At 70.2% G+C, this 6,573-nt stretch carries 5 protein-coding genes; 3 read left to right on the top strand and 2 right to left on the bottom strand.

What is annotated here, in order from left to right; genetic code table 11:
- Positions 1 to 115 precede the first annotated feature (115 nt).
- Positions 116 to 1,393 (top strand): polysaccharide deacetylase family protein, encoded by a 1,278-nt coding sequence (locus tag CP984_RS39480; protein WP_003980488.1) that lies wholly within the window; start codon positions 116 to 118, stop codon positions 1,391 to 1,393.
- 75 nt (positions 1,394 to 1,468) lie between these two features.
- On the opposite strand, the gene CP984_RS39485 is transcribed toward CP984_RS39480, so the two are convergent.
- Together CP984_RS39485 and CP984_RS39490 are read right to left on the bottom strand one after the other, a co-directional pair.
- The gene (locus CP984_RS39485; protein ID WP_226048755.1) at positions 1,469 to 3,283 is read right to left on the bottom strand and encodes a transglycosylase domain-containing protein; all 1,815 of its coding nucleotides are present in this window, start codon (positions 3,281 to 3,283) and stop codon (positions 1,469 to 1,471) included.
- A gap of 696 nt (positions 3,284 to 3,979) precedes the next feature.
- Positions 3,980 to 4,507 (bottom strand): hypothetical protein, encoded by a 528-nt coding sequence (locus CP984_RS39490; protein ID WP_003980683.1) that lies wholly within the window; start codon positions 4,505 to 4,507, stop codon positions 3,980 to 3,982.
- 172 nt (positions 4,508 to 4,679) lie between these two features.
- On the opposite strand from CP984_RS39490, the gene CP984_RS39495 reads away from it, so the two are divergent.
- Together CP984_RS39495 and CP984_RS39500 are read left to right on the top strand one after the other, a co-directional pair.
- Positions 4,680 to 5,333: a response regulator transcription factor gene (locus tag CP984_RS39495; RefSeq protein ID WP_003980682.1), complete on the top strand. Its 654-nt coding sequence runs from the start codon at positions 4,680 to 4,682 to the stop codon at positions 5,331 to 5,333.
- A gap of 11 nt (positions 5,334 to 5,344) precedes the next feature.
- Positions 5,345 to 6,550, top strand: a complete 1,206-nt coding sequence (locus tag CP984_RS39500; RefSeq protein ID WP_003980681.1) for a sensor histidine kinase — start codon at positions 5,345 to 5,347, stop codon at positions 6,548 to 6,550.
- Positions 6,551 to 6,573: the final 23 nt, after the last annotated feature.

Consider the following 6,573-nt stretch of genomic DNA (forward strand, 5'->3'; position numbering starts at 1 on the left):
CCGCCGCCCGGCCGCCCCGGTGACGTGATATGCGGTACCAGGGGGATGATGGGCAGCATGATGCCTCTGTGATACTTGCGCCAGAACACGTGTTTTGGTGCCAGGGGGTAGGAATATGTCGAAGAGGAACGTGCTCGGCACGCCGGCTCTGGTCACCGTGGCGGCGCTCGCCCTCGGCCTGTCGGCCTGCGGCCCCGACGGCCAGGGCGGGGACGGGAAGCAGACGGGGCAGGCCCGGGACTCCGCCCAGCCACGGCCGGCCCCGCCGGAGGACGGCAAGGGCAAGGACGGGACGCCGACGCCGAAGCCCGAGGAGAAGTGGGACGGCAAGGTCAGGGTGCTCGGGGACGGCTCGACGTCGTACACCGGCCCGCAGCCGAAGCAGCCCAAGCCCGCCAAGCTCAAGCCCGGCGAGAAGCCCCCGCAGTTCGTGGTGTTCTCCTGGGACGGCGCGCTGGAGGGGGACGACCATCTCTTCTCCCATTTCCGCGAGGTCGCCAAGCAGAACAACGCCCAGATGACCTACTTCCTCACCGGTACGTATCTGCTGCCGAAATCCAAGGCGACGATGTACAAGCCGCCGCAGCACAAGCCGGGCGCCTCGGCGATTTCCTACGCCACGGACGAGCACATCAAGGACACCCTGCGTCAGCTCCGGAGCGCCTGGCTGGAGGGCAACGAGATAGGCACCCACTTCAACGGCCACTTCTGCGGGCCCAAGGGCGGCGGCGACTGGAGCGCCGCGGAGTGGAAGAGCGAGATCCAGCAGGCGTATTCCTTCGTCCAGAACTGGAAGACGAACACCGGCTACAAGAACCTGCCGCCGCTGCCCTTCGACTACGAGAAGGAGCTGGTGGGCGGGCGCGCGCCGTGCCTGGAGGGGCAGGAGAACCTGCTCACCGCCGCGAAGGACTTCAAGTGGCGCTACGACGCCAGCTCGCCGGGCGACTTCCAGGTGTGGCCGTCGAAGAAGAACGGCATATGGAATTTCCCGCTCCAGCTGCTGCCGTATCCGAAGAGCGAGAAGCAGGTCCTGTCCATGGACTTCAACTTCCTCTACAACCAGTCCGGCGACAACACCAAGGGTGACCCGGCGAAGTACGAGCAGTGGCGGAAACTGACCCGGGACGGATATCTCAACGGGTTCAACCGCGTCTACCACGGGAGCCGCGCGCCGCTGTTCATCGGCAACCACTTCGAGGACTGGAACGGCGGCATCTACATGAAGGCCATCGAGGACGTGGTGAAGGCGGTGTGCACCAAGAAGGAGGTGCGCTGCGCCACCTTCAAGCAGGTCGCCGACTGGCTGGACGCCCAGGATCCCGCGGTCCTGGAGCGGCTGCGCGGACTGGACCCGGCGCAGATCACGGACTGGTCGTCGGTGGTGAAGTAGCCACCGCCGCGGTCCGCGAAGCCCGTGAGCTCCGCGGACCGGGACGCGGCCGGTGGACGCACCGGCCGCGGGCCCTCAGCGGGCGGTCATGTAGCGCGTCCAGATGTCGATCGGGAGCGTGCTGCCGGCCATGTCCTTGTGCCGCCCGCCGATGCCGTCCAGCGGCTGGAGTTCCTGGCTGTGCGGGTCGATGCGGGCGAGCGAGACGGCGGTCGACAGGGTGCCGCGGTAGCCGACGAACCAGGCGGACGTGTTGTCCTGCGCGGTGCCCGTCTTGCCGGCCGCGCCCGTACCGGCCGCCTTCGCCGCGGTGGCGCTGCCCCGGGCGACCGCCTCGCGCAGCGCGTCGTCCACGGCGCCCGCCACGTTCTGCGGCAGCACCTGCTTGACGGACGGCTTCCCGATCGCCACGTTGCTGCCGTTGCGCACGAGCTTGCCGACCGAGTACGGCTCGCTGTGCCGGCCCCGGCCCGCGAACGTGGCGTACGCGTCGGCCATCCGGATCGCGCTGGGCGTGGCGGTGCCGAGGGCGAACGACGGCAGCTTCTCGCCGAGGCTGCTCTCCAGCAGCCCGGTCTGCACACCGACCTTGCCCACCCGCTCCAGGCCCACGTCCATGCCCAGCTGCATGACCGCGGTGTTGACGGAGTTCGCGACCGCGCTCTTCAGCGGGATCCTGCCCCAGGACTTCCCGCCGTCGTTCTCCGCCTTGGCGATCTTGCCGGCGCGGTCCCAGTACGGCCCCTCCGGGGTGAGCAGCGTGATCTTGTTGTTGCCGTCGTAGACCGTGGCCGGGGTGACCGGCGTACGGGGCTTGCCGCGCTCGCGCTCCACGCCGTCGCGCAGTGCCGCGGCGTAGACGAACGGGGTGAAGGCGCTGCCGGCGGGCACCACCGAGGAGTTGGCGTCGTTGAAGCCCTGCTTGAGGTAGTCGGGCCCGCCGTACAGCGCCACGATCCGCCCGTCCGTGGTCACCGAGGCCGCGCCGATGCGGACATTGCGGTCGGCCTGCCGGGTGTCCGGGGAGAGCTTGGCGCGCGCCGCGCCGACCGCCTTGGCCAGTGCCGTCATCCGGGGCTTCTCGAAGGTGGTGTGGATCTGGTAGCCGCCGAGGGCGAAGTCCTTCTCGGAGATGTCGGTGTGCGCGTCGACGTAGGCGCGGGCCGTCTCGACGAGGTAGCCGTTCTGCCCGGTCAGCCCCGCGGGCTTGGGCGGGGCCTGCGGCTCGGGGAAGCGGGTGTAGCCGTCCCGCTCCTCCTTGGAGAGCTTGCCGATGACCACCATCCGGTCCAGGACCCAGTTCCAGCGCTCCACCGCGCGCTTGTGGGCCTCGGAGCCGAGCGCCGGATCGTACAGCGCCGCGCCCTTGAGCAGCGAGGCGAGGAACGCGCCCTCGCTCACGTTCAGCTGCGAGGCGTCCTTGCCGTAGTAGGCGTGGGCGGCGCGTTGAATGCCGTAGGTGCCGCGTCCGTACCAGCTGGTGTTCAGGTAGCGTTCGAGGATCTCGTCCTTGGACATCTTGTTGTCCAGTTTGATCGCGATGAACGCCTCGGTGAGCTTGCGGGTGAACGTCTGGTCCTGGTTGAGGTAGGCGTTCTTGACGTACTGCTGGGTGATGGTGGACCCGCCCTGGGTGTCACCGCCGGTGACCATCCGGGTGGCGGCCCGGATGATCCCGCTGGGCGAGATGCCGCTGTCGGAGTAGAACGTCTCGTTCTCGGCGGCCAGCGCGGCCCACCGGACCTTCTCGGGGACGGAGTCGAGCGGCATGTCCTGCCGGTTGATGTCGCCGGTGCGGGCCATCTCGGTGCCGTCGGCCCAGTAGTAGACGTTGTCCTGCTGGGTGGCGAAGGCGTTGAGGTCGGCGGGTATCTCGGTGCGTGCGTACATGATCGCGAGGATCCCCGTGAGGATGCCGACGAAGGAGCCGCCCAGGCCCAGCGACTGGCGCCAGGAGGGTATCCAGCGCCGAAGACCGGTGCGTCCCGGGCGCGGGTAGGCCGGGCGGAGCCGGCGTATGCGGAGGTATCCGGCCCGCCACCACCGGAGGAGGAGGGCGGGCCATCGGCCGTCCGGAGCGGCTGCGGTGGTCCGGGCGTGGGCCCCTTTTCGACGTTCGATCACCGCTCGACCCTATGGGATGACTCACCGTACCTATGTTCCGCTCTGCCACGAAAACATTACGTTTCCGGTCAGGAGGCCACCAGGCGGCCCCGGGGGCGGGCCGTCCGGCGGCCGGCGGGCCCGGGCCGGACGGGGTGGTGCACCGCCGGGGACCGGGGCGCGGCGCCCGGCCGTCGCATCTGCGCACGGGGGATCGGCCGCGGCGGGCCACACGGTCCCCGGCGGCCGATGCGGTGGCGAATTCGGCGCCGGGTCATGCTCGTGAAGCTGAATTGGGGCTGTTATTCGAACGGTGGCCGGAATTACCGGGACGGGTGCGAATCTTCCATGGTGACCGGCAGGCGGTTACGCCGCGGTTACAGGTCGGATTTTGTCGCAGTGCCGGTTCGGATTTTGTGGATTCCTGGCATGCCGGGAATGTCCAACCGCCCAATTGAGGCGGTTGGACGTACCCCCTACAGGTCAGAAATCAGAAGGCAGGCTCGGCGCCTTGGGCGTCGAAGGGCAGTCCTCGGTGCAGGTGAAACCGAGCGACGGTGTCTCGGGCGTCACCGCGGTGGGCTCCTTGGGCAGGCTCTTGCTGCCCTCCGGCAGCTTCGACGCACAGGTCTTGGCCGCCGCCCGGTACGCCTTGGAGACCGGGTTGACGTTGCTCCCGCCCTTGAGCTGGAGCTGTCCGTTCTCCTTGATCGTGATGCCGGGGAAGTCCTTGACCCCGTTGTCCCGCATGCACTGGGTGAACGCCTCGGCCTGCTGCTCCCGCGTCGAGGCGTCCTCGCCGGATCCGCCCGTACTGCTCGACGCCGATGCCGACGACGTGGCCGCCGCGGCCCCGATCTTCGCCGACGACGCGGCCGGCGCCGCGGACGACGAGCCGGTCTGCAGCACGAGCACGGTCCCGCCGGCCGCCAGGGCCGCGACGAGCAGCGGGACGGCGAGCAGCCTGCGCTTCTTCTTGCGTGGTGTTTCCTCTTCGGACGGTGCCGACATGTCAACTCCTCTGGGACGCTGGACGTCTGGAAGCCAGTTCACCAACCGGGCGGTTACCGCGACGGAACGCCGGGTGTTAGGCGCCTGTAACCCCGGCCGGCGCCCTTACGCCGCTGTAACCGCCCCGCGAGCAAGGTCACGATCAACGGAGTCGAGCCGACTGGTGGGGGCCATGCGGATTCTGGTGGTGGAGGATCATCGCGAACTCGCGGAGACGCTGGCCGCGGGCCTGCGCCGGGAAGGGATGGCGGTCGACGTCGCCCTGGACGGCACGGCCGCGCTGGAGCGCACCTCGGTCAACCGGTACGAAGTCGTCGTCCTGGACCGCGACCTGCCCGGCGTCCACGGCGACGAGGTGTGCCAGACGCTGGTCACCGAGGGCTACCCGGCGCGGGTCCTGATGCTGACCGCCGCCTCGACCATCGAGGACCGGGTCGAGGGCCTGGCCGGCGGCGCCGACGACTACCTGCCCAAGCCGTTCGCGTTCGCCGAACTCGTCGCCCGTATCCGCGCCCTGGGCCGCCGCAGCCAGCCCGCGCTGCCCCCGGTGCTGTGCCACGCCGACCTCAAACTGGACCCCGGCAAGCGCACCGCGCTGCGGGCGGGCAAGCGCCTGGACCTCAGCCCCAAGGAATTCGCCGTCCTGGAACTGCTGCTGTCGGCGGGCGGGCGCGTGGTCTCCGCCGAAGAACTGCTGGAGCGCGCCTGGGACGAGGCCGCCGACCCATTCACCAACACGGTCAAGGTCACCGTGAGCCGGCTGCGCCGCAAGCTGGGCGACCCGCCGCTCATCGAGACCGTCGCCCAGGCCGGCTACCGGATCTGAGGGTGCCGGGGATGCGCCGCGCACCGCGTCCGGCCCGGCCCGCGCCCGGCCGCCCCACCAGGGTCCGCTGGACCATCCGGCTGCGGCTGACCCTGTTGTACGGGGCGCTCTTCCTCGTCACCGGAGTGCTGCTGCTCACCGTGGTCTACCTGCTGGTGGCGGGCCGGCCGCCGTGGTCCGGCGTCGAGCCGCCCAACCCGCCGGCCGCGAGCGTGACCCCGAGCGGCCTCGGCGCCGCCACCGGCGTACCGGCCCCGACGGTGGACCTGGAACAGCAGCTGCAACAGCAGCGCAGCGACTACCTGGAAAAGCTGCTCACCTCGTCCGGCATAGCGCTGGCGCTGCTGACCTTCCTGTCGGTGTGGCTGGGCTGGGTGGTGGCTGGCCGGGCGCTGCGCCCCTTGCGGACCATGGCCGACACCGCCAAGGCGATCTCGGCGAACGACCTGCACCGGCGGCTGAGCGCGCCCGGCCCGTCCGACGAGATCAAGGACCTGGCCGACACCTTCGACGCGCTGCTCGACCACCTGGAGGGCGCGTTCGAAGCGCAGCGCAGATTCGTCGCCAACGCCTCCCACGAACTGCGCACCCCGCTCACCTTCGAACGCAGCCTGCTGGAGATCACTCTCGCCGACCCGGACGCGAGCGCCGCCGAACTGCGCGAGACGTGCGTACGGGTGCTGGGCAGCAACGCCCGGCAGGAGAAGCTGATCGAGGCGCTGCTGACGCTGGCGCGCAGCCAGCGCGGCCTGGACCGCCGGGTGCCGGCCGACCTGGCGGCGCTGGCCGCCGAATACCTGGAGCAGCCCCGCGCCGGTGACGGGCCGCCGGGCGTACGGATCGACAGCGAGCTCGCGCCGGCCGCGGTCCTGGGCGACCCGCCGCTGCTGGAACGGCTGATCATCAACCTCGTCGACAACGCGGTGCGCCACAACGTGCCCGACGGCCGGGTACGGGTCTGGACCGGCCTGCGCGGGAACCGGCCGGCGCTGTGTGTGCGCAACACCGGCCCCGAGATCCTGCCGTCCCAGATCGAGCTGATCTTCCAGCCGTTCCAACGGCTGCGGACGACCCGCCTCGGCGGCCACGAGGGCCAGGGCATCGGCCTGTCGATCGTGGCCGCCATCGCGGCCGCCCACGACGCCCGGCTGCATGCCGAACCGCTGCCGGACGGCGGCCTGGAAATCCGCGTCGAATTCCCTCCTGTCGCACCCTGAACCGATCGCTGTTTTTCTTTTCT

Origin of the sequence: Streptomyces rimosus (assembly GCF_008704655.1) — a bacterium.
Lineage (GTDB): Bacteria > Actinomycetota > Actinomycetes > Streptomycetales > Streptomycetaceae > Streptomyces > Streptomyces rimosus.